Annotated in this window: 18 protein-coding genes; 7 read left to right on the forward strand and 11 right to left on the reverse strand. The window is 70.2% G+C overall.

Translation table 11 applies throughout. The features are described from left to right. Positions 1–142: 142 nt before the first annotated feature. Complete coding sequence (locus M503_RS0109475) at positions 143–5,149, reverse strand: NAD-glutamate dehydrogenase (RefSeq protein ID WP_028920402.1); 5,007 nt, start codon at positions 5,147–5,149, stop codon at positions 143–145. 127 nt (positions 5,150–5,276) lie between these two features. On the opposite strand from M503_RS0109475, the gene M503_RS0109480 reads away from it, so the two are divergent. Genes M503_RS0109480 through M503_RS0109490 form a run of 3 tightly spaced genes read left to right on the forward strand, consistent with a single transcriptional unit; the run spans position 5,277 to position 10,291 of the window. Next, positions 5,277–5,909 (forward strand): TetR/AcrR family transcriptional regulator, encoded by a 633-nt coding sequence (locus tag M503_RS0109480; protein ID WP_028920401.1) that lies wholly within the window; start codon positions 5,277–5,279, stop codon positions 5,907–5,909. Between the two features lie 20 nt (positions 5,910–5,929). Then, entirely contained in the window at positions 5,930–7,132 is a 1,203-nt protein-coding gene (locus tag M503_RS16125; protein WP_024867919.1) for an efflux RND transporter periplasmic adaptor subunit, read from the forward strand. 12 nt (positions 7,133–7,144) lie between these two features. Next, positions 7,145–10,291 carry a multidrug efflux RND transporter permease subunit gene (locus M503_RS0109490; protein ID WP_028920400.1) on the forward strand — a complete coding sequence of 1,049 codons (3,147 nt, stop codon included), beginning with the start codon at positions 7,145–7,147 and terminating at the stop codon, positions 10,289–10,291. Positions 10,292–10,743: 452 nt separating this feature from the next. On the opposite strand, the gene M503_RS0109495 is transcribed toward M503_RS0109490, so the two are convergent. Then, on the reverse strand, positions 10,744–11,355 hold the full coding sequence (locus tag M503_RS0109495) for a superoxide dismutase (RefSeq protein WP_024867921.1): 612 nt from the start codon (positions 11,353–11,355) through the stop codon (positions 10,744–10,746). A gap of 243 nt (positions 11,356–11,598) precedes the next feature. On the opposite strand from M503_RS0109495, the gene M503_RS0109500 reads away from it, so the two are divergent. Together M503_RS0109500 and M503_RS0109505 are read left to right on the forward strand one after the other, a co-directional pair. Then, positions 11,599–12,030, forward strand: a complete 432-nt coding sequence (locus tag M503_RS0109500; protein WP_028920399.1) for a ribonuclease domain-containing protein — start codon at positions 11,599–11,601, stop codon at positions 12,028–12,030. Beyond that, positions 12,027–12,470 carry a barstar family protein gene (locus M503_RS0109505; RefSeq protein ID WP_028920398.1) on the forward strand — a complete coding sequence of 148 codons (444 nt, stop codon included), beginning with the start codon at positions 12,027–12,029 and terminating at the stop codon, positions 12,468–12,470. Before M503_RS0109500 ends, M503_RS0109505 begins: the two co-directional genes overlap by 4 nt. Here M503_RS0109505 and M503_RS0109510 read toward each other — a convergent pair. Together M503_RS0109510 and M503_RS0109515 are read right to left on the reverse strand one after the other, a co-directional pair. Continuing rightward, positions 12,446–12,985: an SRPBCC family protein gene (locus M503_RS0109510; protein WP_037061024.1), complete on the reverse strand. Its 540-nt coding sequence runs from the start codon at positions 12,983–12,985 to the stop codon at positions 12,446–12,448. The genes M503_RS0109505 and M503_RS0109510 overlap by 25 nt on opposite strands. 64 nt (positions 12,986–13,049) lie before the next feature. After that, positions 13,050–14,936 carry an ATP-binding cassette domain-containing protein gene (locus M503_RS0109515; protein WP_028920396.1) on the reverse strand — a complete coding sequence of 629 codons (1,887 nt, stop codon included), beginning with the start codon at positions 14,934–14,936 and terminating at the stop codon, positions 13,050–13,052. A 60-nt stretch (positions 14,937–14,996) separates the two neighbouring features. On the opposite strand from M503_RS0109515, the gene dbpA reads away from it, so the two are divergent. Next, a complete protein-coding gene (gene dbpA / locus M503_RS0109520) occupies positions 14,997–16,373 on the forward strand; it encodes an ATP-dependent RNA helicase DbpA (protein WP_028920395.1) in 1,377 nt (458 codons plus the stop codon). Between the two features lie 64 nt (positions 16,374–16,437). Here dbpA and M503_RS0109525 read toward each other — a convergent pair whose 3' ends face one another. The 7 genes from M503_RS0109525 to ppsR form a co-directional block, all read right to left on the reverse strand. Continuing rightward, entirely contained in the window at positions 16,438–16,968 is a 531-nt protein-coding gene (locus M503_RS0109525; RefSeq protein WP_028920394.1) for an adenine phosphoribosyltransferase, read from the reverse strand. 59 nt (positions 16,969–17,027) lie between these two features. Then, positions 17,028–18,581 (reverse strand): protein adenylyltransferase SelO, encoded by a 1,554-nt coding sequence (locus M503_RS0109530; protein WP_028920393.1) that lies wholly within the window; start codon positions 18,579–18,581, stop codon positions 17,028–17,030. A gap of 115 nt (positions 18,582–18,696) precedes the next feature. Continuing rightward, positions 18,697–19,383, reverse strand: coding sequence for a glutathione S-transferase family protein (locus M503_RS0109535; RefSeq protein ID WP_028920392.1), 687 nt, complete (start codon positions 19,381–19,383; stop codon positions 18,697–18,699). Between the two features lie 121 nt (positions 19,384–19,504). Continuing rightward, positions 19,505–19,714: a cold-shock protein gene (locus M503_RS0109540; RefSeq protein WP_024867930.1), complete on the reverse strand. Its 210-nt coding sequence runs from the start codon at positions 19,712–19,714 to the stop codon at positions 19,505–19,507. A 215-nt stretch (positions 19,715–19,929) separates the two neighbouring features. Then, complete coding sequence (locus M503_RS0109545) at positions 19,930–20,928, reverse strand: LLM class flavin-dependent oxidoreductase (protein WP_028920391.1); 999 nt, start codon at positions 20,926–20,928, stop codon at positions 19,930–19,932. A 13-nt stretch (positions 20,929–20,941) separates the two neighbouring features. After that, positions 20,942–21,454, reverse strand: coding sequence for a DUF1249 domain-containing protein (locus tag M503_RS0109550; RefSeq protein WP_024867932.1), 513 nt, complete (start codon positions 21,452–21,454; stop codon positions 20,942–20,944). A gap of 99 nt (positions 21,455–21,553) precedes the next feature. After that, positions 21,554–22,375, reverse strand: coding sequence for a posphoenolpyruvate synthetase regulatory kinase/phosphorylase PpsR (gene ppsR / locus M503_RS0109555; RefSeq protein WP_028920390.1), 822 nt, complete (start codon positions 22,373–22,375; stop codon positions 21,554–21,556). 146 nt (positions 22,376–22,521) lie between these two features. On the opposite strand from ppsR, the gene ppsA reads away from it, so the two are divergent. Continuing rightward, positions 22,522–24,894 carry a phosphoenolpyruvate synthase gene (gene ppsA, locus M503_RS0109560; protein ID WP_028920389.1) on the forward strand — a complete coding sequence of 791 codons (2,373 nt, stop codon included), beginning with the start codon at positions 22,522–22,524 and terminating at the stop codon, positions 24,892–24,894. Positions 24,895–24,896: the final 2 nt, after the last annotated feature.

A 24,896-nucleotide genomic window follows, 5' to 3' on the forward strand; every position in this document is an offset into this window, starting at 1 on the left:
ATGCGCGGTACTGCATCCGGCACGCGAGCATAACCCCAGCGGGCCCCGCGCTGCCCGGGGGCGGCGGGGCCGGTCATCGCCGCGGTGGCGGCGATGGCGGGCATGACACGGGGCGCCGGTGCTCCGGCGCCCCGCCAAGGGCTCAGCCGCGCGCGGCCAGCTGGCCCAGCTTCTGCACGGCCACCGACAGGGTCGGATAGTCGAGCGTCTTCTGCGCCGACAGCTCCGACAGCATGCCCAGGGTGAAGCGCAGGGCCGCATCGTCGCGCTCCAGCCAGTGGCGGACCTTGGCGTCGGCATCCGCGCCCGGCAGCGCGATCGCCTGGCCGGCGAGCGCGCGGTGGTGCGCGGCCAGCTCGTCGCGCATCACGCCGCGGGCGACCGCGTGCCAGCGGCCATCCACCGCCAGCGCGTCGATCTGCTCGAACAGCCACGGCAGGCCCAGCGCGTCGCCCAGGCGGAAGTGCACGCGCGAGACGTCCACCGGCTTGAGCTTGCGCGAGCGGGCCAGCTCGATGATGTCGAACGCCGGCTCCAGGTACGGCAGCTCGGACAGCTGCTGGGCCAGCTTCGGCGGCATGCCCTTGTCGCGCCACTCGCGCAGCGAGGCCTCGTAGGCCGGGCGCTGCGAGTCGGGCAGCACGCCGGACGCCTCGCGGATGTCGTTGAACGGGTCGTGGTAGCGCTCCACCGCCTCGGTGATGCTCGGCATCGGGCCGGGCCGGTTGAGCAGCCAGCGCACGAACGAGCGCTGCAGGCTCCAGATCACCTGCAGGGCGTCGATCTGCGAGGCCTCCGGCAGCTTGCCGTCCAGCGCGTCGATCTGGGTCCACAGGTCGCGCGCGCCCAGCACTTCGCGGCTGATGGTGTAGGCCTTGGCCACCTCGGCCGGGCTGCGGCCGGTGTCCTCCTGCATGCGCAGCAGGAAGGTCGCGCCCATCCGGTTGATGGTCTGGTTGGTCACCGCGGTGGCGATGATCTCGCGCTTCAGGCGGTGCTTCTCCATCTGCGGCGCGTACTTCCTCTGCAGCGGCACCGGGAAGTAGCGCTGCAGTTCCTTGGACAGGTACGGGTCCTCGGGGATGTCCGAGTCCAGCAGCTGCTGGAACGCGACCAGCTTGGAGTACGACAGCAGCACCGCCAGCTCCGGACGGGTCAGGCCCTGGCCGCGCGCCTTGCGCGCCGACAGCTCCGCGTCCGAAGGCAGGAACTCGATCTGGCGGTCGAGCAGGCCCTGCGCCTCGAGGGTGCGGATGAAGTGCTGCTTGGAGCCCAGGCGCTTGACGCTCATCCGCTCCATCAGGCTCAGCGCCTGGTTCTGGCGGTAGTTGTCGAACAGCACCAGGCGGGCGACCTCGTCGGTCATCGAGGCCAGCAGCTTGTTGCGCGCCGGCACGGTCAGCTTCTTCTGCGCGACGACCTCGTTGAGCAGGATCTTGATGTTCACCTCGTGGTCGGAGGTGTCGACGCCGGCGGAGTTGTCGATGAAGTCGGTGTTGAGCAGCACGCCGGCCTGCGCGGCCTCGATGCGGCCGAGCTGGGTCATGCCCAGGTTGCCGCCCTCGCCCACGATCCGGCAGCGCAGCTGGCCGCCGTTGACGCGCAGCGCGTTGTTGGCGCGGTCGCCGACATCGGAGTTCTGCTCGCTGGAGGCCTTGACGTAGGTGCCGATGCCGCCGTTCCACAGCAGGTCGACCGGCGCCTTGAGGATGGCGCTCATCAGCTCGTTCGGGGACAGCGACTTGACGCCCTCCTCCAGGCCCAGCGCGGCGCGGACCTGCGGGGTGATCTCGATCGCCTTGGCGCTGCGCGGATAGATGCCGCCGCCCTTGCTGATGAGCTTGGTGTCGTAGTCGGCCCAGCTGGAACGCGGCAGCTTGAACAGGCGCTCGCGCTCGGCGAAGGAGGTCGCCGCATCCGGATCCGGGTCCAGGAAGATGTGGCGGTGGTCGAACGCGGCGACCAGGCGGATGTGCTTCGACAGCAGCATGCCGTTGCCGAATACGTCGCCGGACATGTCGCCGATGCCGACGCAGGTGAAGTCCTCGCTCTGGCAGTCGCGGCCCAGGGCGCGGAAGTGGCGCTTGACCGACTCCCACGCGCCGCGGGCGGTAATGCCCATGCCCTTGTGGTCGTAGCCGACCGAACCACCGGAGGCGAACGCATCACCCAGCCAGAATCCGTGGGCGATCGCCAGGCCGTTGGCGATGTCGGAGAAGGTCGCGGTGCCCTTGTCGGCGGCGACCACCAGGTACGGGTCGTCCTGGTCGTGGCGGACCACGTCGCGCGGCGGCACGATCCTGCCGCCGACGATGTTGTCGGTGATGTCCAGCAGGCCCTGGATGAACAGCTTGTAGCAGGCGACGCCCTCGGCCAGCACCGCGTCGCGGTCGCCGGAGGCCGGCGGCTGCTTGACGAAGAAGCCGCCCTTCGCGCCGACCGGCACGATCACGGTGTTCTTCACCATCTGCGCCTTGACCAGGCCCAGCACCTCGGTGCGGAAGTCCTCGCGGCGGTCGGACCAGCGCAGGCCGCCGCGGGCCACCGGGCCGAAGCGCAGGTGCACGCCTTCCACGCGCGGGCCGTAGACGAAGATCTCGCGGTACGGGCGCGGCTTGGGCAGGTCCGGGACCTGCGCCGAATCGAACTTGAAGCTGATCGTCGGCGGCGGGTTGCCGTCTGCGCCGGTCTGGAAGTAGCTGGTGCGCAGGGTGGCGTCGATCGCGCCGATGAAGCCGCGCAGGATGCGGTCGTCGTCGAGGCTGGAGACGCGGTCGAGCAGCTTCAGCAGCGCGCCGCGGGTGGCTGCTTCCTGGGTGGCGCGGTCGCCGCTGCGGGCGTCGACCACTTCCTGCAGGACCTTGACCACCGACTCGTCGCCGCCGGCGAGCACGCGCAGCTGGTCCGCCAGGCGCTGCTGCCCGGCGAGGATCTGGGCGCGGGTCTCGCGGCCGGTGGCCGGGTGGAAACGGGCTTCGAACAGCTCGACCAGCAGGCGCGCCAGCAGCGGGTAGCGGCCGAGGGTTTCCTCGACGTAGTTCTGCGAGAACGGCACGCCGGTCTGCAGCAGGTACTTCCAGTAGCCGCGCAGCAGAGCGACCTGGCGCCACTCCAGGCTGGCCGAGAGGACCAGGCGGTTGAGGCCGTCGTTCTCGGCGCGGCCGGACCAGATCGCGGCGAACGCCTCTTCGAACGCGTGCGCCAGCGCGGCGACGTCGGCGCCGCCGGCCGGACGCTCGACCTCGAAGTCCTGGATGTACAGCGGTTGCTCGCCGCCTTCGGGCAGGTTGGCCTGCAGGCGGTAGGGGTGCTCGGAGATGACCTTCAGGCCCATGTTCTCCATGAGCGGCAGCACGTCCGACAGCGGGATGTCGTCGTGCTGGCGGTACAGCTTCAGGCGCAGGCTGGGCACGCCGTCGCGGGTGACGGTGTGCAGGCTCAGGCGCAGGTCGTCCGGGCCGGCCAGCGCGGCCAGCTGCTCGACGTCGTGCGCGGCGCGCTCGGGCGAGATGTCCTCGATGTAGCCGGCCGGCAGGGCGCGGCCGTAGACGTCGGCCAGGCGCAGGCCCTCGGCCTCGCCGTGGCGGCCGATCAGCAGCTCGCGCAGGTCGTCGCGCCAGTTGCGCAGCAGGTGCGCCAGGCGCTGCTCCAGCTCGCTGGTGTCCAGCTCGGCGGCGGCGCCGCCGCGCGGACGCACGATCAGGTGCAGCTGGGCCAGCGGCGACTCGCCCAGGACCACGCTGGAGTCGACCTGCTCGCCGTGCAGCGCGTCCTTCAGCAGCGCCTCGATGCGCAGGCGCACGTCGGTGTTGAAGCGCTCGCGCGGGATGTAGACCAGCGCCGAGAAGAAGCGGCCGTAGCGGTCGCGGCGCAGGAACAGGCGGCTGCGCACCCGCTCCTGCAGGCCGAGCACGCCGGTCGCGGTGCGGTACAGCTCGTCCTCGGTGGACTGGAACAGCTCCTCGCGCGGCAGCGTCTCGAGGATGTGGCGCAGCGCCTTGCCGCTGTGGCTGGCCGGCGACAGGCCGCTGCGGCGCATGACGTGTTCGTAGCGCTCGCGCACCAGCGGGATCTCCCACGGGCGGCGATTGTAGGCGCTGGAGGTGTACAGGCCGAGGAAGCGCTGCTCGCCGGTGATGTTGCCGTTGGCGTCGAACTCGAGGACGCCGATGTAGTCCATGTAGCCCTTGCGGTGGATCCGCGAGCGGGCGCTGGTCTTGGTCAGGATCAGCGCCTCGGTGACGCCGGACTGGTTCAGGCCGTGCGCGGCCAGGCCCTTGACCGGACGCGGCGTGCCGTTGTCCTTGCCGCGCATCAGGCCCAGGCCGGTGCCCTCGACCGGCGCCAGTACCGCTTCGCCACCCTTCTTGACCACCTTGTATTCGCGGTAGCCGAACAGGATGAAGTGGTCGGCAGCGGCCCAGCGGAGGAACTCCTGCGCCTCGCGGCGGCCGGTGTCGTCCACCGGCATGCGGCGGGTGGCCAGGTCATCGGCCAGTACCTGCATGCGGTCGCGCATCACGCCCCAGTCGGCGACCACGGCGCGGACCTCGGCCAGCACGTCGGCGATCTGCTGCTCGATGCGGCGCATCGCTTCGGCCGGCTGGCGGTCGATCTCCAGCAGCATCAGCGACTCGGGCTTGCCCTCCCCCACCGCCAGGAGCTTGCCGGAGGCGTCGCGGCTGATCCGCACCAGCGGATGGCCGAGTACATGCACGCCCACGCCCATCTCGGCCAAGGCCATGCTCACCGAGTCGACCAGGAACGGCATGTCGTCGTTGACGATCTGCAGCACGGTGTACGGCGACTCCCAGCCGTTGTCCTTCAGCGAAGGATTGAACACGCGCACGTTGGCGGTGCCCGGACGACGGCGGCGGGCGAACTCCAGCATGTCCAGGCCCATCGCGGCCCAGACCTGCGCCGGGTGCTGCGGATACTCGTCCTCTTCAAGGCGGCGGTAGAACTCGCCCAGGAACTCCTGCAGCTCGGCCTGCGCCGTGGCCGGCACCTGCTTGCGCGCCGCGGCGAACACCGGTTCCAGGGAGAAGCGGCCAGCTGCCGGAGCAGCGGCGGGAGTGCTGGCCTGCTTCCTGGGGCGGGCCGGCGCCTTCTGCGTGGTCCGTTTGGCACCGGAGGAGGACGATTTCATGGAATTGCAGCTCCGCGAAAGTTTGAATACGCGAATTGTATGCCGTCCTCTGCGAAGAGCCTTGCTGCACCACGGAAGAAATTGGTTCTTCCTTAATAATGAACTGGACGGTATAGTCCAGTCCTCCATGGATTCCACCACCCTCCCCGCTCCGCGCCAGGCCCCTGACGCCCGCCACCGGCGGGTGCACGACGCCGTGCGCGACCTGGTCCGCGAACAGGGCGTGCAGATCAGCATGGACGCGGTCGCCGCGCGCGCCGGCTGCTCCAAGCAGACGCTCTACGCGCGCTACGGATCCAAGCAGGCGCTGCTGCTGCAGGTGCTCGCCGACGACAGCCGCATGGACAGCCGCCTGGCCGGGCAGCCGGATGCGGCGAACCTGCGCCCGGCGCTGGTCGAGTTCGCCCGCGACCACCTCGCCCGGCTGTCCAGCCCCGGCACGATCGGCGTGGCCCGCCTGGTCACCAGCCAGGCCGTGCAGTTCCCCGACGAGGTCCGCTCGCTCTACACCATCTGGATCCAGGCCCTGCAGGACCGGGTCGCCGCCTGGCTGCAGCAGGCCATGCGCCGCGGGCTGTTGCGGCATGACGATCCGCACTGCGCGGCCGAGCTGCTGCTTGGCATGATCACCGGCCTGGATTTCGACCGGCAGCGCTTCCTCGTCCCGCACCGCGATACCGGGGCGTCGCAGGCCCACTGGGCCGAATTCGCCGTCGACAGTTTCCTGCGCGCCTTCGCGCCTCCCGTTTCCCGCAACTGAACATTCCCCCCGGAGTTCCCATGCGCCTCCACCGCCCCCTCCTCCTGGCCTGCAGCCTGCTCGCCCTGACCGCCTGCGGCGGCAAGGAACAGGCCGGCGCGCCGCCTCCGCCGGAAGTCGGCGTGATCGAGGCGAAGCCGCAGACCGTGCCGCTGACCCGCGACCTGGTCGGCCGCCTGTCGCCGTACCGCAGCGCCGACGTGCGCGCCCGCGTGGCCGGCGTGCTGCAGCGCCGGGTCTACCAGGAAGGCAGCGACGTGCGCGAAGGCCAGGTCCTGTTCGAGATCGACCCGGCCCCGCTGCAGGCCAAGCTGGGCGTGGCCCGCGGCCAGCTGGCCCAGGCCGAGGCCAGCTACGCCAACGCCCGCTCCAGCGCCGAGCGCGCGCGCCAGCTGGCACCGCAGAAGTTCGTCTCGCAGAACGACCTGGACAACGCCATCTCCGCCGAGCGCACCGCCGCCGCGGCGGTCGAGAGCGCGCGCGCCGCCGTGCGCACCGCCGAGATCGACCTGGGCTACGCCAAGGTGACCGCGCCGATTTCCGGCCGCGCCGGCAAGCAGCAGGTCACCGAGGGCGCCCTGGTCGGCCAGGGCGAGGCGACCCTGCTGACCACGGTCGACCAGCTCGACCCGCTGTACGCGAACTTCTCGATCAACTCCAACGAGCTGGCGCAGCTGCGCGCGGCGGCAAACGTGTCGCTGGCCGGCACCGGCAACACCCCGGTGCAGGTGGTGCTGGCCAATGGCGAGGTCTACCCGGAAGCCGGCACGCTCGACTTCTCCGACACCAGCGTCGACCCGGCCACCGGCGCGGTCACCATGCGCGCCGTGGTGCCGAACCAGGGCCTGACCCTGTTCCCCGGCAGCTTCGTCACCCTCAAGGCCAAGCTGGGCGAACTGCGCGACGTGTACCTGGTGCCGCAGGAAGCGGTGCTGCGCGACGCCAACGGCCCGTACGTGCGGGTGATCGGCGGCGACGGCAACGTCCAGCGCAAGAACGTCACCACCGGTGGCGTGCAGGACGGCCAGTGGATCGTCAGCACCGGCCTGGCCGCCGGCGACAAGGTGATCGTGTCCGGCGTGCAGAAGGTCAAGGAAGGCGCCCCGGCCACGGCGACGCCGTGGCAGCCCGGCGCCGACGGCCAGGCCGCGGGCGCCGCCCCGGCGCAGCCGCAGGCCCAGCAGCCGGCCGACGAGGCCGCCAAGTCCGAGCCGGCCGAGTAAGGATCGCCCCCGATGCCCAAGTTCTTCATCAACCACCCGGTCTTCGCCTGGGTCGTTGCGATCCTGATCTCGCTCTCCGGCGTGATCGCGATCCTCGGCCTGGGCGTTGAGTCCTATCCCAACATCGCCCCGCCGCAGGTCACCGTCAGCGCCACCTACCCCGGCGCCAGCGCGGCCACGGTGGAACGCGCGGTCACCCAGGTGATCGAACAGCAGCTGACCGGCATCGACCACCTGCTGTACTTCAGCTCCTCGTCCAGCGCCACCGGCCGCGCCAGCATCACCCTGACCTTCGAGACCGGCACCGACCCGGACATCGCCCAGGTGCAGGTGCAGAACAAGGTCGCCCTGGCGACCCCACGCCTGCCCAGCGAGGTGACCCAGCAGGGCGTGGTCGTGGCCAAGGCCAACGCCGGCTTCCTGATGGTGGTCGGCCTGGTCTCGGACAACCCGGCGGTCGACCGCAACCAGCTCAACGACATCAACGGCTCGCGCGTGATCGACCAGATCTCGCGCATCCCCGGCGTGGGCAGCGTCCAGCAGTTCGGCGCCGAGTACGCGATGAACATCTGGCTGGACCCGGGCAAGCTGCAGGGCTTCGGCCTGTCGGCGACCCAGGTGCTGGCCGCGGTGCGCGGCCAGAACGTGCAGTTCGCCGCCGGTTCGGTCGGCGCCGACCCGGCGCCGGAAGGCCAGGTGTTCACCGCCACGGTCTCGGCCGAAGGCCGCTTCACCAGCCCCGAGCAGTTCGAGCAGATCATCCTGCGCGCCAACTCCGACGGCACCACGGTGCGCCTGCGCGACGTGGCGCGGGTGAGCTTCGGCCCGGGCGCCTACGGCTTCGACACCAAGTACAACGGCAAGCCGGTCGGCGCCTTCGCCGTGCAGCTGCTGCCGGGCGCCAACGCGCTGAACGTGGCCGAGGCCGTCCGCGCCAAGATGGACGAGCTGCAGGCGACCTTCCCGCAGGGCGTGACCTGGATCTCGCCGTACGACTCCACCACCTTCGTCAAGATCTCGATCAAGGAGGTCATCAAGACCCTGCTCGAGGCGGTGGTGCTGGTGTTCCTGGTGATGCTGGTGTTCCTGCAGAACATCCGCGCCACCATCATCCCGACCCTGGTCATCCCGGTGGCCCTGCTCGGCACCTTCCTGGGCCTGTCGATCATCGGCTTCACCATCAACCAGCTGACCCTGTTCGCGATGGTGCTGTCGATCGGCATCGTGGTCGACGACGCGATCGTGGTGATCGAGAACGTCGAGCGCATCATGACCGAGGAGGGCCTGTCGCCCTACGACGCCACGATCAAGGCCATGGGCCAGATCACCGGCGCGGTGGTCGCGATCACCGTGGTCCTGGCGGCGGTGTTCATCCCCTCGGCGCTGCAGGGCGGCGCGGCCGGCGAGATCTACAAGCAGTTCGCGCTGACCATCGCCATCGCCATGGCCTTCTCCGCGTTCCTGGCGCTGGGCTTCACCCCGGCGCTGTGCGCGACCTTCCTCAAGCCCAGCCACCACGCCAACTCGAACTGGGTGTTCCGCACCTTCAACAAGTACTACGACCGGATCAGCCACACCTATGTCGGCCATATCGGCAGCGCGGTCAGGCACGCGCCGCGCTGGATGATCCTGTTCGCGGTGCTGGCGATCCTGTGCGGCTTCCTGTTCTCGCGCATGCCCGGCAGCTTCCTGCCCGAGGAAGACCAGGGCTACGCGCTGGCCATCGTGCAGCTGCCGCCGGGCGCCAGCCTGCAGCGCACCCAGACGGTGTTCGACGACATCCGCGGCCGCCTGAGCCAGCTGGAAGGCTTCGAGAGCATGATGCAGGTGTCCGGCTTCAGCTTCATCGGCCAGGGCGAGAACGTCGGCATGGCGTTCATCAAGCTCAAGCCGTGGGAGGAGCGCAAGCTCACCGCGCCGGAGTTCATCCAGCAGGCCAACGGCGCGCTGTTCGGGGTGAAGGAGGCCACGATCTTCGTGGTCAACCTGCCGACCGTGCAGGGCCTGGGCCAGTTCGGCGGCTTCGACATGTGGCTGCAGGACCGGACCGGCCAGGGCCAGGCGGCGCTGACCGCCGCCCGCAACCAGCTGCTCGGTGCCGCGGCGCAGAACCCGGCGCTGGTCGGCGTGCGCCCGAACGGTCTGGAGGACGCGCCGCAGCTGCAGCTGGCCGTGGACCGCGTGCAGGCGCAGTCGATGGGCCTGGACGTGGGCGACATCTACAACGCCATCAGCCTGATGCTGGCGCCGGTGTACGCCAATGACTTCTTCTACGAAGGCCGCATCAAGCGCGTGAACCTGCGCGCCGACGCCCCGTTCCGCACCGGCGCCGAGTCGCTGGGCAACTTCTACACGCCCAGCCCGGTCAGCGGCGAGATGATCCCGCTCAACAGCGTGGTCAGCACCGACTGGATCACCAGCCCGCCGTCGCTGAACCGCTACCAGGGCTACGCCGCGGTCAACATCGTCGGTTCGCCGGCCCCGGGCCACAGCTCGGGCGAGGCGATGGCGATCATGGAAGGCATCGTCGAGAACGACCTGCCGGCCGGCTTCGGCTACGACTGGTCGGGCATGTCCTACCAGGAGATCCTGGCCGGCAACACCGCCACCCTGCTGCTGGTGCTGTCGATCGTGGTCGTGTTCCTGTGCCTGGCGGCGCTGTACGAGAGCTGGTCGATCCCGGTGGCGGTGCTGCTGGTGGTACCGCTGGGCATGCTCGGCGCGGTGCTGTTCACCATGATGCGCGGCCTGCCGAACGACATCTTCTTCAAGATCGGCCTGATCACCATCATTGGTCTCGCGGCGAAGAACGCGATCCTGATCGTGGAATTCGCGGTGGAGCAGCGTGCGGCCGGCAAGACCCTGCGCGACGCCACCGTCGAGGCGGCCCGCCTGCGCTTCCGCCCGATCCTGATGACCTCGTTCGCGTTCATCATGGGCGTGGTGCCGATGGCGCTGTCCTCCGGCGCCGGCGCCAACGCGCGCCACGCGATCGGCACCGGCGTGATCGGCGGCATGCTGTTCGCGACCTTCCTGGGCCTGCTGATGATCCCGGTGTTCTTCATCGTGGTCCGCCGCATGCTCGGCGACCGGCTCGACGAGCCGTCGCGCGAATGGCGCGAGAAGCAGGCCCGCGAGGGTGGGCAGGCGATGCGCTGATCGCCCTTCCTCTCTGGCAAGCCCCAAAGCCCCGGCCACAGGCCGGGGCTTCTTATTGCCGTTGCCGTTTGCTTTTGTCCTGGTCGTTGCCCTGTCGTTGCCGTTGCCTTTGCTGTCGCCTTGCTGTTCCCACTCCCGTTGGAGCGAACCGAGCATCGCAGTGGCGATGGGGGCGAAGAGGCCCACTGTGTGAGCGAAGCGAGTTGTGGGCCGTCCCCCGCCGTCGCTTGCGATGCTCGGGGAAAGACGAGAACAACAGCAACAGCAATGGCAACCGCAACAGCGCTTCGCTCCCCCTTCCGGAGAGATTGGGAGAACAGCGGGATCTTCGGCGGCGCTGGGACGCCGGCCCTCTCCCCTGCCCCTCTCCCGGGGGGGAGAGGGGGTGCCTTCCCAAAAGCGAACGCCCCGGCGGGCCGGGGCGTTCGGGCGTCGCGGGGAGCCGGGAAGGCTTACCTGGTCGCGGCCTGGTAGCGGCGCTCGACCTCGTTCCAGTCGACCACGTTGAAGAACGCGCCGATGTATTCCGGACGGCGGTTCTGGTACTTCAGGTAGTAGGCGTGTTCCCACACGTCCAGGCCCAGGATCGGGGTGTTGCCCTCGCTCAGCGGGCTGTCCTGGTTGGCGCTGCTCTCGACCACGACCTTCCTGTCAGGGGTGACGCTCAGCCAGGCCCAGCCGCTGCCGAAACGGGTCAGCGCGGCCTTGGTGAAGGCTTCCTTGAACTTCTCGAAGCCGCCCAGGTCGCGGTCGATGGCCTCGGCCACGCCGCCCTTCGGCTCGCCGCCGCCGTTGGGCGACATCACCGTCCAGAACAGGCTGTGGTTGGCATGGCCGCCGCCGTTGTTGCGCACCGGGCCCTGCAGGTTCTCCGGCAGGGTCTTCAGCTTCGCCACCAGCTCCTCGACCGGAAGGTCGGCGTACTCGGTGCCTTCCAGCGCGGCATTGACGTTGTTGATGTAGGTCTGGTGGTGCTTGGTGTGGTGGATCTTCATCGTCTCCGTATCGATGTGCGGTTCCAGCGCATCGTAGGCGTACGGAAGCTCGGGGAGGGTGTAGGCCACGTTTGGTCTCCTTGTGAACGTTTGCCCGGGATGCCGGGCGCAGCCCCGACAGTGTAGGGATGCCGGCGCGCCTGACCAAGCCGTTGACGGCAATGCTGCATCCCGGCGGTTGGAGGGAAGGCACAGACTGGACGTTCCGGGGTTGCACCGGCGTGAACCGCCGCCCCGCCCCGGAGGGCCGTGTTCAACTGCGCCGGCGCGCGCTCGCGCATACTCCCGCGTATTCCGTCGCGAGCCGCACGCATGCGTTTCCAGCGTACCTACCGCCTCCTCGCCGCCGTGCTCGTGCTCGGCGTACTGGCCTGGCTGCTGCGGCCGGACGCGCAGGTGGTGCCGGCGCAGTCGCCGCTTCCCGGCGCCGGCCACGTCGCCGCCCCGGCCGCGGCCTTGCCCGCGTTCCTGCCGCCGGAAGCGGCGCCGGTGATCCGCACCATCCAGCAGGGCGGGCGCTTCCCCTACCGCCAGGACGGCAGCGTGTTCGGCAACCGCGAAGGGCGGCTGCCCGCCCGCGAACGCGGCTGGTACCGCGAATACACCGTGCCGACGCCCGGACTGGACCACCGCGGCGCGCGCCGGATCGTCACCGGCGGCGATCCGCCGGGCGAGTGGTACTACACCGCCGACCATTACCAGAGCTTCCGCGCCTTCGAGCCGGGAGCCGGAGCAACGCAATGAGCGATTCGGGATTCGACATCGGCCTGGACGACGCCACCCAGGCCGGCGTGTTCGAGGTGGACGCCGCCGACCTGTCGGCGCTGGCCGCCGCCGCGCGCGATGCCGGCCTGCTGGTGCGGCGCATCGAGCTGGACGGCTGCCAGGACAAGCAGTCGCTGCTGATGCGCCTGGGCGCGGTGCTGGACCTGCCGCCGGGCTGGGGCCGCAACTGGGACGCGCTGATGGACGCGCTGCGCGACCTGGAATGGCTGCCGGCGCCGGGCTATGTGCTGCTGTTCGAAGGCGCCGGGCAGCTGCACGGGCGGCTGCCGCACGAACTGGAGACGCTGGTCGGCATCTTGCAGGAAGCCTCGGCCTGGTGGGCCGGCTCCGACGTGCCGTTCTGGGCGTTCGTGGCGATGCGCACGTCAGCGCCTCAGGGCGCCGGCGCCGAGAGGTAATCGGCCAGCTTCCCCAACTGCAGCCCGATCACCCGGTCGACGGCCGGGGCGATGTCCTCCACGCCCTCGGGCGTATAGCCTCCGGCGCGGTAGCTCACGCTGATCCGCGTGCCCTGCCCGGCGGGCAGGACCTGCCATTCCATCACCCCGTGCAGGCCCATGCCCTGCAGCGGGCCGAGCGCGCCGACCATGCGCAGCCTGTGGCCCGGATCGATGAAGGCGACCTGCAGGTGCATCGCCTCGCGGCCGTCAGGGCTACGTTCGCAGAAGCAGCCGCCGGCACGCGGCTCGATCGACAGCGTGGACTGGGGGCCCCACCAGCTGTGGTCCTTCGACCACCAGCCGTCGACGCCGTCGACCAGGCCCTGCCAGGCGACTTCCGGCGCCACCGCGACAGTGCGCGTGTGCTCGACGGTGAAACCGGCCGGGCCGGCGTCCTTGACCTCGGCGGCAGCCGGCGCCGTCCATGCCAGCAATGCGGCCAGCAGTGCGCTGGCCCTGATCCGGTTCTTCATTCCCACCCCTCAACTGGATGCCAGGGCGTGGTGTACGCCGCCCGGCAGGTCGCCGGCAAGTGGCTCAGCCGTCCAGTTCGGCCCAGCGGGCGTAGGCATGATCCAGTTCGGCCTGGGCCTCGGCCATGCGCCGGGTGTGGGCGGCGACCTGTCCGGGGTCCTGCTGGTAGAAACCCGGCTCGGACATCGCCGCGGCCAGCGCCGCCAGTTCCGCTTCCAGCGCCTCGATCCGCGCCGGCAGCTGTTCCAGCTCGCGCGCATCCTTGTAGCTGAGCTTGCGCCTGCCGGCGGCGGGCGCGGGCGCCGGCGTGACTGCGGGCGCGGCCGTTGCCGGCGCGGCGGCCGGCTTCGGGGCAGGCGTTTCCCTCGGTGCGGGCCGCTGCCGCAGCCAGTCGGAGTAGCCGCCGACGTACTCGCCGACCCTGCCCTCGCCTTCCATCACCAGGGTCGAGGTGACCACGTTGTCGAGGAAGTCGCGGTCGTGGCTGACCAGCAGCAGCGTGCCGGGGTAGTCGGCCAGCAGCTCCTCGAGCAGCTCCAGCGTCTCCACGTCCAGGTCGTTGGTCGGTTCGTCCATCACCAGCAGGTTGGACGGCTGCGCGAACAGGCGCGCCAGCAGCAGGCGGTTGCGCTCGCCGCCGGACAGGCGGGTGATCGGCGCGCGCGCGCGCTCGGGCGTGAACAGGAAGTCCTGCAGGTAGGTCAGCACGTGCTTGCGGCTGCCGTTGAGCTCGACGAAGTCCTGGCCGCCGGCCACGTTCTCCATCGCGTTCCAGTCCTCGCGCAGCGCGGCGCGGTACTGGTCGAAATACGCCACCTGCAGGTTGGTGCCCAGCTTCACCTCGCCCGCCTGCGGCTGCAGCTCGCCCAGCAGCAGCTTCAGCAGCGTGGTCTTGCCACTGCCGTTGGGCCCGACCAGGCCGATGCGGTCGCCGCGCAGCACGGTGGTGGAGAAGTCGCGGACCATGACCCGGTCGCCGTAGGCGAAGTACACGCTCTTGGCCTCGATGACCTTCTTGCCGGAGGACTCGCCCTGCGCCGCTTCCAGGCGCACGTTGCCGGACAGCTCGCGGCGCTGCATGCGCTCCACGCGCATCGCCTTGAGCCGGCGTACGCGGCCTTCGTCGCGGGTGCGGCGGGCCTTGATGCCCTGGCGGATCCAGGCTTCCTCCTGCGCCAGCAGCTTGTCGAAGCGCGCGTTCTCCTGCGCCTCGGCGTGCAGGCGCTCCTCGCGGCGGCGCTCGTAGTTGGCCCAGTCGCCGGGCCAGCTGCTGACCTGGCCGCGGTCGATCTCGACGATGCGGGTGGCCAGGGCGCGCAGGAAGCGGCGGTCGTGGGTGACGAACACCACGCTGCCCTTCCATTCGCGCAGGAACGACTCCAGCCAGTCGATCGCCTCGATGTCGAGGTGGTTGGTCGGTTCGTCCAGCAGCAGCACGTCCGGGTCGGAGACCAGCGAGCGGGCCAGCAGCACGCGCCGCTTCATGCCGCCGGACAGGCGCGCGAACACCGCCTCGCCGTCCAGTTCCAGGCGGCTGAGCACCGACTCGACGCGGCGGTCCAGCGCCCAGCCGTCGGCGGCGTCGATCTTCGCCTGCACCCGGCCTACGGCCGCGGCGTCGTACTCGGCGGCGTGGCTGAGGTGGTGGAACTCGGCCAGCCAGCGGCCCAGCTCGCCCAGGCCGTCGGCGACGACGTCGAACACCGTGCCGTCGGTGCCACCGGGCACCTCCTGCTCCAGTCGCGCCACGCGCACGCCGGCCTGCACCCGCACCTGGCCGTCGTCCGGCACCAGTTCGCCGGCGATGAGCTTGAGCAGGGTCGACTTGCCCGCGCCGTTGCGCCCGATCAGGGCGATGCGTTCGCCCGGTTCTATGGCGAGGTTGGCGTGGTCCAGCAGCAGCGGGCCGCCGACGCTGTAGTCGACGTCCTGGAGGGTGATCAAAGGCATCCGCGCATTGTACGCGGCGGGCCGCGGCCACCGGGTGCACGCGACCTGCGACAATGGCGCATGACCGACTTCGCCTCGCTGCCCCTCTCCCCCGCCCTGCGCCCCGGCCTGGAAGCGCTGGGCTACGCCACCGCCACGCCGGTCCAGGCCGCGTCGCTGCCGCCGATCCTCGAAGGCCGCGACCTGATCGCGCAGGCGCCCACCGGCAGCGGCAAGACCGCCGCGTTCGGGCTGGGGCTGCTGCAGCGGCTGGATCCGGCCGAATCGCGCTGCCAGGCGCTGGTGCTGTGCCCGACCCGCGAGCTGGCCGACCAGGTCGGCCGGCAGCTGCGCAAGCTGGCCACCGGCATCCCCAACCTCAAGCTGAGCATCCTCACCGGCGGCACCGCGCTGGAGCCGCAGGTCGCCTCGCTGCAGGCGCACGACCCGCAGGTGGTGGTCGGTACGCCCGGCCGCGTGCAGGAGCTGGCGCGCAAGCGCGTCCTGCACCTGGGCGTGGTGCGCACGCTGGTGCTGGACGAGGCCGACCGGATGCTCGACATGGGCTTCGAGGAGGCGGTGCGCGAGATCGCCAACCGCTGCCACGGCCAGCGCCAGAGCCTGCTGTTCTCGGCGACCTTCCCCGAGGAGATCCGCGAGTTCGCGCGCCAGCTGCTGCGCGATCCGGCCGAGGTGGCGGTGGACGGCGGCGAGTCGGCGCCGGATATCGAACAGCGCTTCTACGAGGTCGATCCGCAGTTCCGGCAGAAGGCGGTGGCCGGACTGCTGCTGCGCCACCGGCCGGAATCGGCAGTGGTGTTCTGCAACACGCGCAAGGAAGTGGACGAGGTGGCCGGCTCGCTGCGCCAGTTCGGCTTCTCCGCCCTCGCCCTGCACGGCGACATGGAACAGCGCGACCGCGACGAGGTGCTGCTGCAGCTGGCCAACCGCAGTTGCAACGTGCTGGTCGCCAGCGACGTGGCCGCGCGCGGCCTCGACGTGGAAGACCTGGCGGCGGTGGTCAATTACGAGCTGCCGACCGACGTGGACGCCTACCGCCACCGCATCGGCCGCACCGGCCGTGCCGGGCGCCGTGGCCTGGCCCTGAGCCTGGTGGCGCCGCGCGAGAACGCGCGCGCGGAGATGATCGCCGCCACGCAGGCGCTGCCGCCTTCGCGCGAGAACGCGCCGCTGGCCACCGGCCGGCCGTCGCAACCGGCGCAGGCGCCGATGACCACGCTGCGCATCGACGGTGGCAAGACCGACAAGCTGCGCCCCGGTGACATCCTCGGCGCGCTGACCGGCGAGGCCGGCCTGCCGGGTTCGGCGATCGGCAAGATCGTGATCGGCGCGACGCGCTCCTACGTGGCCATCGCCAATGCGCAGGCCGGGCGTGCGCTGCAGCGGCTCGAGGCGGGGAAGATCAAGGGGCGGAAGTTCAGGGTGCGGAAGCTGTAACGGGGGCGGGGACACCGGCCCTCTCCCCCGGCCCCTCTCCCGGGGGGAGAGGGGTGTTCGCTGGTCAGTGGCGCAGCAGGGCCAGCAGCGGCACTTCTGCCGGCCAGCGGGCACGGCCGCCGAGGCCTTCAAGTTCCATCAGCACGGCGCCGCCGACCAGTTCCACGCCCAGGCGCTGCAATAGACGCGCGGCGGCAGCCAGGGTGCCGCCCGTGGCGAGGACGTCGTCGACCAGCAGCACGCGTTCGCCGGCGCGCACCGCATTGGCCTGCACCTGCAGGCGGTCGCTGCCGTATTCCAGCGCGTAGGACTCCTCGAACAGCTCGCCGGGCAGCTTGCCCGGCTTGCGCAGCGGCACGAAGCCGGCGTCCAGCTCGCGCGCCAACGCGGCGCCGAGAATGAAGCCGCGCGACTCCACCCCGGCCACCGCCTGGATCCCCGCTTCCCGCCATGGCGCGGCCAGGTCGGCCAGCATCGCGGCGAAGCCGGCACGGTCGGCAAGCAGCGGCATCATGTCGCGGAACAGGATGCCCGGCGAAGGGAAGTCGGGGACCTCGCGGATCAGCGAGGCCCAGGCAGGCGTGGTGTCGTCCATGGCGGGCCGAATACCGGTTGCGATGCTGGCGATGCTAGCGCCGTCGCGCCTGTCGTGTCTCAGGAGCTGCACGACAGCATCGAACATCCGGCGCGATGCCGCGCCCATTCCGGCCGGCGGCTGGCGTAGTGCCCGCGGCCCGGCTGGTCCTCGTAGGGACGGCGCATGACCTCGAGCAGGTCGGTGATCCCCTTGGGATCGCCCTGTTCGGCCCGGTCGATCGCTTCCTGCGCCAGCCAGTTGCGCAGCACGTAGCGCGGATTGGCCAGGCGCATGCGCTCGTGGCGCTGCGCCGGCTCAAGCGGATCGGCGGCCAGCCGTGCGGCGTAGCGCTGCAGCCAGTCGCGCAGGCCCGCCTCCACCCTCGTCCGCGCGGCCGGGTCGTAGAACGCACCCTCGAACACGGCGATATCCGATGCGGCCGGATCCAGCGCCATCAGTTCGCGGAACGACAGGTTCATGTCCATCTGCCCGTCGTGCAGCAGCAGGAGCAGCTCGGCATACAGGCGCATGTCCTCGTCGCCGCATGCGGCCAGGCCCAGCTTGCGCGCGACCATGTCGCGTTCGGCCGCGGCCCAGGCGGCGTTGAAGCGGTCCAGTCCAGCTTCCAGCGGCGCGACGCTGTCGAACAGCGGCGCCAGCGCCTGCGCGAGACGGGCCAGGTTCCAGTACGCGACCTGCGGCTGCCAGCCGAAGCGGTAGCGGCCGCCGGCCGCGTCGGTGGTGTTCGGGGTCCAGTCCGGGTCGAAGTCCTCGATCCAGCCATACGGGCCGTAGTCGATGGTCAGGCCCAGGATCGACATGTTGTCGGTGTTGAGCACGCCATGGACGAAACCCACCCGCATCCATTCGGCGACCAGCCGGGCGGTGCGCTCGCAGACCCGCGCGAACCACTCCGCGTCGCCTGCAGCGCCTTGCCCGGCCAGGTCCGGGAAGTGGTGGCGCTGCACATGGTCGGCCAGCGTGCGCAGCAGCGCGGTGTCGCCGCGCGACGCAGGCAGCTGCCAGCTGCCGAAGCGCAGGAAGCTCGGCGCCATCCGGCACACCACCGCGCCCGGCTCGGGCTGCGGATGGCCGTCGTAGAACATGTCGCGCACCACGTCCTCGCCGGTGGCGACCAGCGACAGCGCCCGCGTGGTCGGCACGCCGAGGTGGTGCATCGCCTCGCTGCACAGGAACTCGCGGATCGAGGAGCGCAGCACCGCGCGGCCGTCGGCGAAGCGCGAGTAAGGCGTGCGCCCCGCCCCCTTGAGCTGGAGTTCCCAGCGCCGCCCGTCCGGTCCCAGCGCCTCGCCGAGCGAGATCGCGCGGCCGTCGCCCAGCTGCCCGGCCCAGCTGCCGAACTGGTGGCCGCCGTAGTTGGCCGCCCACGGCTGCATGCCGGGCAGCAGCGCATTGCCACCGAACACCTGGGCGAATGCCGGATCCGCGACGTCCGACTCGTCGAGGCCCACCAGCGCTGCTGCTTCGCGCGACCAGGCCAGCAGGCGCGGCGCCGCCACCGGCGTGGGATCGACCCGCGACCAGGCGGCCGTCACCTCGCGCAGCCGCGGCCCCGGTTCCGGATCGCCGGGCAGTTCGCGCAGGAAGCTGTTGTCGAACTCGAGGTGCATGGGGGTCCAGACGCGCGTGCGCGCGGTGTCGATGCGGCGAGGATGACGCCACGGGAGGATGCGCGCCGTGAACCGGATCGCGTGGATCCCGTGCGCGCAGCGGACTACGGCGCGCCTACCCCGCCGCCAGCTCGAACGGGCCGCCCTTCTGCAGCGCCCGCTGGTAGGCCGGCCGCGCATGGATCCGGCGCAGGAAGCCGGCCAGCTGCGGATACGCATCCAGTCCGGCGCGCACCGCCGCCGCTTCGATCGGGAAGCTCATCTGGATGTCCGCCGCGGTGAAACGCTCGCCGCCGAACCACCCGCCGTTGCGGCGCAGCGAATCCTCCATCCAGCCCAGGTGCAGCTTCACCTGCGGGCCGACGAAGCCCGACATCGCGCCATCGACGATGCGCCTGGCGATGGGCCTGGCGAAGAACGGCATCGGCGCGGAGCGTATCTTCGCGAACACCAGGCCCAGCAGCATCGGTGGCATGGCCGAACCTTCGGCGTAGTGCATCCAGTAGCGGTACTGCAGGCGTTCGGGCGAATCCACCGGCGTCGGCGTGGGCGAGAACGCGTGGGTGGTGTCGTAGCGCTCGACCAGGTATTCGAGGATCGCGCCGGATTCGGCCAGGGTGTGGCCGTCGTCCACCATCACCGGCGACTTGCCCAGCGGATGCACCGCGCGCAGCTCCGGCGGCGCCAGCAGGGTCTTCGGGTCGCGCGCGTAGCGCACCAGCTGGTACGGCAGGCCGAGTTCTTCCAGCAGCCACAGCACGCGCTGCGAGCGGGAGTTCTCGAGGTGGTGGACGGTGATCACGGGCCGGCCTCCGCGGGTTGGGGGGAGCCCCATCCTCGCATCCGGGCCCGGAAACGGAAAACGCCGGAGGCTTGCGCCCCCGGCGTTCCGTGGTGACCTGCCTTGCGGCGGGTCGGCGCGATTACAGCGCCTGCACCTGGTCGGCCTGCAGGCCCTTCTGGCCCTGCACGACGACGAAGGAGACCTTCTGGCCTTCCTGCAGCGACTTGAAGCCGGTGCCCTGGATCGAGCGGAAGTGCACGAACAGGTCGGCGCCGCTCTCCGGGGTGATGAAGCCGAAGCCCTTGGCGTCGTTGAACCACTTGACGGTGCCGGTCTGACGATCGGACATGATTGCTAACTCCTCAACTTAAGTAATGTAAAAGACACCGGTCCCGGGATTTCCGGTCCGTACTGGGTTGCAGGCGTTAGGCAAAGCGGATCGATGTAGACCGACCTTTGGGATCGGTTGTCACCAGGCCACGATTAACGGTGACCCATGCAAACACAGTGGGCGCACGATACCCGGATTCCCTCTGAATAGCGAGCCCGTCCCGAACGGCCCGTTCAGCCGCCCCGGTTCCAGGCCCCGGCGGCGATCCGGTAGGACTCCAGCCGCGCCCCGTGGTCGTGGATATTGGCCACCACCATCAGCTCGTCCGGCCGGTGCCGGGCGACGAAGGATTCCAGGCCTTCGGCGACGGTTTCCGGGCTGCCGACCACGCTGCAGGCCAGCGCCCGCTCAACGCCCGCCTTCTCCTCCGGCGACCAGTAGGCCTCGATGTCGTCGATCGGTGGCGGCACCAGGCCCGGGCGGCCGCGGCGCAGGTTCACGAAGGCCTGCTGCGCGGTGGTGAACAGCCGCCGCGCCTCGGCGTCGGTGGCCGCGGCGATCACGTTCACCGCCAGGATGGCGTACGGCTGGCGCAACCGCGCCGACGGGCGGAAATCGCGGTGGTAGAGCATCAGCGCCTGGTCCATCGCGTCCGGGGCGAAGTGCGAGGCGAAGGCGAACGGCAGGCCCAGCGTGGCGGCCAGCTGCGCGCCGAACAGGCTGGAGCCGAGGATCCATACGGGCACGTCCTGTCCCTCCCCCGGCACCGCACGCACCACCTGCCCCGGCCGCGCCGGTTCGAAATAGCGCAGCAGTTCCTGCACGTCCTGCGGGAAGCTGTCGGCGGCGTCGTAATAGCGGCGCAGCGCCCGTGCGGTGGCCTGGTCGGTGCCCGGCGCGCGGCCCAGGCCCAGGTCGATCCGGCCGGGGAACAGCGCAGCCAGGGTGCCGAACTGCTCGGCCACCTGCAGCGGCGAATGGTTGGGCAGCATGATCCCGCCAGCACCCACGCGGATGCGCGAGGTCGCCGCGGCGACCTGGCCGATCAGCACCGCGGTGGCGGCGCTGGCGATGCCGGGCATGCCGTGGTGCTCGGCCAGCCAGAAGCGGGTGTAGCCCAGCGCCTCGACGTGGCGGGCCAGGTCCAGGCTGTTGCGCAGGGCCGTGCCCACGTCGGAGCCTTCGCAGACTGGCGCGAGATCGAGGACGGAAAGCGGAACGCGCGGTGTCATGGACGTCCGGGGATTACTGGCGGGCCGGCTCGCGCTGGGGCGCCGGCGGCGGGGCAGCGACCGCACCGGCCGGCAGCAGCGTGGCCACGCCGTGGCCGCGCTCGGCGAGGTATTCCAGCCACTTGCCGAGGAAGGTGTTCATGCGCAGGCGGTGACCGACCAGCTCGGCCGGCGGCGGGTAAAGGCCCATCACGTCCTGCCAGCGGCGGCCCACGTAGCAGTGGGTGGTCTCGACCTGACGCGCGTCGGTGTAGACGCGCAGGTAGGCCGAGGGGTCCGGTTCGCCGGTCAGCGGATCGCGCAGGTCGTAGGTCAGGCGCAGCTCGAGCGTATAGGGATGGCGCTCGAGCACGTCCAGGCGCACGTCCAGACCGTCGCCGACGCTGGACAGCCAGCTGCCCTCGCCCAGCCGCGCGGGTGCGAACAGGCGCTGCATGCGCGCGTGGTTTTCCGCATACAGGCCCATCAGCCAGCCGAAGCGGCTGAGCCGTGGGATCCGCATGCCGGTGGGGGTGACCTGCTGCATGCGACCGATGCTACACGCTGCAGTGTGTACGCGGCAGGATTGACCGTCGCGCCCGCCGGGCCTACCTTGGAGGAACCCTGCCGGAGCGCCGGCAGCGGTTCAGAACATCTCGCGCTGCAGGCCCAGGGTGGTCAGCACCTTGCTCGAGATCTCCTCGATCGACGTATGCGTCGTACTGAGCGTGGGGATCCGCTCCATCTGGAACATGGTCTCGGCCGCCTGCACCTCGCGCTTGCAGGTCTCCAGCTTCGCGTAGTTCGAGTTCGGCCGCCGCTCCTGGCGGATCTGCGCCAGCCGCTCCGGATCGATGGTCAGGCCGAACAGCTTGCGGCGGTACGGCTTCAGCCGCGCCGGCAGGCGGTCGCTCTCGAGGTCGCCGTCGGTGAGCGGATAGTTCGCCGCGCGGATGCCGTAGTGCAGCGCCAGGTACACGCAGGTCGGGGTCTTGCCCGCGCGCGACACGCCGACCAGGATCACATCGGCCTCGTCGTAGCTGACCGCGATGCCGTCGTCGTGGGTCAGCGCGTAGTTCATCGCGTTGATGCGGCGATGGTAGGTGTCGAAGTCGACGATGCCGTGGGCGTGGCCCACGCGTGGCTGCCGCGGCTCGTTGAGCTCGCGCTCCAGCGGTTCGATGAAGGGTTCGAACACGTCCAGCATCAGCGCCCCGCTTTCGGCGAGGATCGCGCTCAGCTGCGGGTCCACGCAGGTGTTCACCACGATCGGACGGGTGCTGTGCTCGAGGCCGGCGGCGACGATGCGGTCGCGCGCCTCGCGCGCCTTGTCCGGCTCGTCGACGAACGAGATCCGGTCGGTCAGGAAGCGGAAGCCGCTGAACTGCGTCAGCAGGCTGTGGCCGATGGTCTCGGCGGTGATACCGGTACCATCGGACACGTAGAACACTGGGCGGATGCTGGTCATGTAAGCGCTTTCCCGGGACGAACACGAAACCGCCGGCATTTTCAAGATTTGTATGCCGCGATGCTGGGGTGCATCATAACGGTTCCACATATCTCGGGACGGCGGCCATTGCCCGGCCGGGCGGTGGCTCCAATGGAGCATCGCACTTGAACCAGAACATCCTGTGGTTGCACGAACTGCGCTTGGCCGATCTGGCACGCGTTGGCGGCAAGAATTCTTCCCTCGGTGAGATGATCGGCCACCTGGCCGGTCTCGGCGTGTCCGTTCCCGGCGGTTTCGCCACCACCGCGGAGGCCTTCAAGGCCTTCATCGCCCACAACAACCTGCACCAGCGCATCTACGACCGCCTGGCCACGCTGGACGTCGAGGACGTGCCGGCGCTGACCGCCGCCGGCGGCGAGATCCGCAGCTGGGTGATCGAGGCGCCGCTGCAGCCCGAGCTGGATGCCGACATCCGCACCGCCTACGCGCAGCTGTGCGCCGAGAACGGCGGCAGCGACATCGCCGTGGCGGTGCGCTCCTCCGCCACCGCCGAGGACCTGCCGGACGCCTCGTTCGCCGGCCAGCAGGAGACCTTCCTCAACGTGACCGGGGCCGACGACGTCGTGCACAAGGTCAAGGAAGTGTTCGCCTCGCTGTACAACGACCGCGCCATCGCCTACCGCGTGCACCACGGCTTCAAGCACGAGGACGTGTTCCTGTCCGCCGGCGTGCAGCTGATGGTGCGTTCGGACGTGGGTGCCTCCGGCGTGCTGTTCACCCTGGACACCGAGTCCGGCTTCCGCGACGTGGTCTTCGTGACCTCCAGTTACGGCCTGGGCGAAATGGTCGTGCAGGGCGCGGTGAACCCGGACGAGTTCTACGTCTACAAGCCCACGCTCAAGGCCGGCAAGCCGGCGATCCTGCGCCGCACCCTCGGCAGCAAGGCGATCCGCATGGTCTATTCGGACCAGCCCGGCGAGCGCGTGCGCACCGAGGACACCCCGGCCGATCTGCGCCGCCAGTTCTCCATCTCCGACGCCGACGTGCAGGAGCTGGCCAAGCAGGCGCTGGTCATCGAGCAGCACTACGGCCGCCCGATGGACATCGAGTGGGCGAAGGACGGCGTCACCGGCAAGCTGTTCATCGTCCAGGCGCGCCCGGAGACGGTGAAGTCCCGCGGCCAGGCCACCCAGATCGAGCGCTTCGCGCTGGAGAAGCGCGGCCAGGTCATCGCCGAAGGCCGCGCCATCGGCCAGAAGATCGGCAGCGGCGTGGCCCGCGTGGTCCGTTCGCTGGACGACATGAACCGCGTGCAGCCCGGCGACGTGCTGGTCGCCGACATGACCGACCCGGACTGGGAGCCGGTGATGAAGCGCGCCAGCGCCATCGTCACCAACCGCGGCGGGCGTACCTGCCACGCGGCGATCATCGCCCGCGAGCTGGGCGTGCCGGCGGTGGTCGGCACCCATGACGCGCTGGACCGCATCGCCGACGGCCAGGAAGTGACCGTCAGCTGCGCCGAAGGCGACACCGGCTACATCTACGACGGCGCCCTGCCCTTCGAGCGCACCACCACCGACCTGGGCAACATGCCGCCGGCGCCGCTGAAGATCATGATGAACGTCGCCAACCCGGAGCGCGCGTTCGACTTCGGCCAGCTGCCCAACGCCGGCATCGGCCTGGCGCGCCTGGAGATGATCATCGCCTCGCACATCGGCGTGCATCCGAAGGCGCTGCTCGAGTACGACCGCCAGGACGCCGACACGAAGAAGAAGATCGACGCCAAGATCGCCGGCTACGGCGACCCGGTCAGCTTCTACGTCGACCGCCTGGCCGAGGGCATCGCCACCCTCACCGCTTCGGTCGCGCCGAACCCGGTGATCGTGCGCCTGTCGGACTTCAAGTCCAACGAGTACGCCAACCTGATCGGCGGCCACCGCTACGAGCCGGAGGAAGAGAACCCGATGATCGGCTTCCGCGGCGCCAGCCGCTATGTCGATCCGTCGTTCGCCGACGCCTTCGCCCTGGAGTGCAAGGCGGTGCTGCGCGTGCGCAACGAGATGGGCCTGGAGAACCTCTGGGTCATGATCCCGTTCGTGCGCACCCTGGAGGAAGGCCGCAAGGTGGTCGAGGTGCTCGCCGCCAACGGCCTGCGCCAGGGCGAGAACGGCCTGAAGATCATCATGATGTGCGAGGTCCCGTCCAACGCGCTGCTGGCGGACGAGTTCCTGGAGATCTTCGACGGCTTCTCGATCGGCTCCAACGACCTGACCCAGCTGACCCTGGGCCTGGACCGCGACTCCTCGATCGTCGCCCACCTGTTCGACGAGCGGAACCCGGCGGTCAAGAAGCTGCTGTCGATGGCGATCAAGGCTGCCCGCGCCAAGGGCAAGTACGTCGGCATCTGCGGCCAGGGCCCGTCCGACCATCCGGACCTGGCCGAGTGGCTGATGCAGGAAGGCATCGAGTCGGTGTCGCTGAACCCCGACACCGTGGTCGACACCTGGCTGCGCCTGGCCAAGCTCAAGGCCAGCTGAGT

Origin of the sequence: Pseudoxanthomonas suwonensis J47 (assembly GCF_000513955.1) — a bacterium.
Lineage (GTDB): Bacteria > Pseudomonadota > Gammaproteobacteria > Xanthomonadales > Xanthomonadaceae > Pseudoxanthomonas > Pseudoxanthomonas suwonensis_C.

What these genes read in the sequence shown, in the direction of transcription:
- M503_RS0109475 (WP_028920402.1), bottom strand. Translation starts at nt 5,149, where the DNA reads ATGAAATCGTCCTCCTCCGGTGCCAAACGGACCACGCAGAAGGCGCCG.
- M503_RS0109480 (WP_028920401.1), top strand. Translation starts at nt 5,277, where the DNA reads ATGGATTCCACCACCCTCCCCGCTCCGCGCCAGGCCCCTGACGCCCGC.
- M503_RS16125 (WP_024867919.1), top strand. Translation starts at nt 5,930, where the DNA reads ATGCGCCTCCACCGCCCCCTCCTCCTGGCCTGCAGCCTGCTCGCCCTG.
- M503_RS0109490 (WP_028920400.1), top strand. Translation starts at nt 7,145, where the DNA reads ATGCCCAAGTTCTTCATCAACCACCCGGTCTTCGCCTGGGTCGTTGCG.
- M503_RS0109500 (WP_028920399.1), top strand. Translation starts at nt 11,599, where the DNA reads ATGCGTTTCCAGCGTACCTACCGCCTCCTCGCCGCCGTGCTCGTGCTC.
- M503_RS0109505 (WP_028920398.1), top strand. Translation starts at nt 12,027, where the DNA reads ATGAGCGATTCGGGATTCGACATCGGCCTGGACGACGCCACCCAGGCC.
- M503_RS0109510 (WP_037061024.1), bottom strand. Translation starts at nt 12,985, where the DNA reads ATGAAGAACCGGATCAGGGCCAGCGCACTGCTGGCCGCATTGCTGGCA.
- M503_RS0109515 (WP_028920396.1), bottom strand. Translation starts at nt 14,936, where the DNA reads ATGCCTTTGATCACCCTCCAGGACGTCGACTACAGCGTCGGCGGCCCG.
- dbpA (WP_028920395.1), top strand. Translation starts at nt 14,997, where the DNA reads ATGACCGACTTCGCCTCGCTGCCCCTCTCCCCCGCCCTGCGCCCCGGC.
- M503_RS0109525 (WP_028920394.1), bottom strand. Translation starts at nt 16,968, where the DNA reads ATGGACGACACCACGCCTGCCTGGGCCTCGCTGATCCGCGAGGTCCCC.
- M503_RS0109530 (WP_028920393.1), bottom strand. Translation starts at nt 18,581, where the DNA reads ATGCACCTCGAGTTCGACAACAGCTTCCTGCGCGAACTGCCCGGCGAT.
- M503_RS0109540 (WP_024867930.1), bottom strand. Translation starts at nt 19,714, where the DNA reads ATGTCCGATCGTCAGACCGGCACCGTCAAGTGGTTCAACGACGCCAAG.
- M503_RS0109545 (WP_028920391.1), bottom strand. Translation starts at nt 20,928, where the DNA reads ATGACACCGCGCGTTCCGCTTTCCGTCCTCGATCTCGCGCCAGTCTGC.
- M503_RS0109550 (WP_024867932.1), bottom strand. Translation starts at nt 21,454, where the DNA reads ATGCAGCAGGTCACCCCCACCGGCATGCGGATCCCACGGCTCAGCCGC.
- ppsR (WP_028920390.1), bottom strand. Translation starts at nt 22,375, where the DNA reads ATGACCAGCATCCGCCCAGTGTTCTACGTGTCCGATGGTACCGGTATC.